The 693-nt window shown below is 57.9% G+C and carries 1 protein-coding gene; it reads left to right on the top strand.

Features of this window, described 5'->3' with window-relative positions; translation table 11 throughout:
- On the top strand, positions 1 to 693 hold a 693-nt coding region (locus tag BGP77_RS08920), incomplete at both ends, for a GTP-binding protein (RefSeq protein WP_233252331.1).

The raw sequence follows: 693 nt of genomic DNA, 5'->3' as shown, positions 1-693 counted from the left end.
AGCGTGAGCGTGGTATCACCATTGCCACCTCTCACGTTGAGTATGACTCACCGGCTCGCCACTACGCGCACGTTGACTGCCCGGGCCACGCCGACTACGTGAAGAACATGATCACCGGTGCCGCTCAGATGGACGGCGCGATCCTGGTCTGTTCCGCTGCTGACGGCCCGATGCCGCAAACGCGTGAGCACATCCTGCTGTCTCGTCAGGTTGGCGTACCTTACATTGTCGTGTTCCTGAACAAGGCCGACATGGTCGACGACGAAGAGCTGCTGGAACTGGTTGAGATGGAAGTTCGTGACCTGCTGAGCCAGTACGACTTCCCGGGTGACGACACGCCGCTGATCACCGGTTCTGCGCTGATGGCGCTGGAAGGCAAAGACGACAACGAAATGGGTACTACCGCGGTTAAGAAGCTGGTAGAAGCACTGGATGCTTACATCCCTGAGCCGGAGCGTGCGATCGATCAGCCGTTCCTGATGCCGATCGAAGACGTTTTCTCCATCTCTGGTCGCGGTACGGTTGTGACTGGTCGTGTTGAGCGCGGCATCGTTAAGTCTGGCGAAGAAGTTGAAATCGTCGGTATCAAAGACACCACCAAGACAACCGTTACCGGTGTTGAAATGTTCCGTAAGCTGCTCGACGAAGGTCGTGCGGGTGAGAACATCGGCGCGCTGCTGCGTGGCACCAAGC

The organism is Saccharospirillum sp. MSK14-1 (genome assembly GCF_003054965.1).
Lineage (GTDB): Bacteria > Pseudomonadota > Gammaproteobacteria > Pseudomonadales > Natronospirillaceae > Saccharospirillum.
Note: the sequence above shows the minus strand (reverse complement) of the source record. Positions and strands in the feature narration are given on the sequence as shown.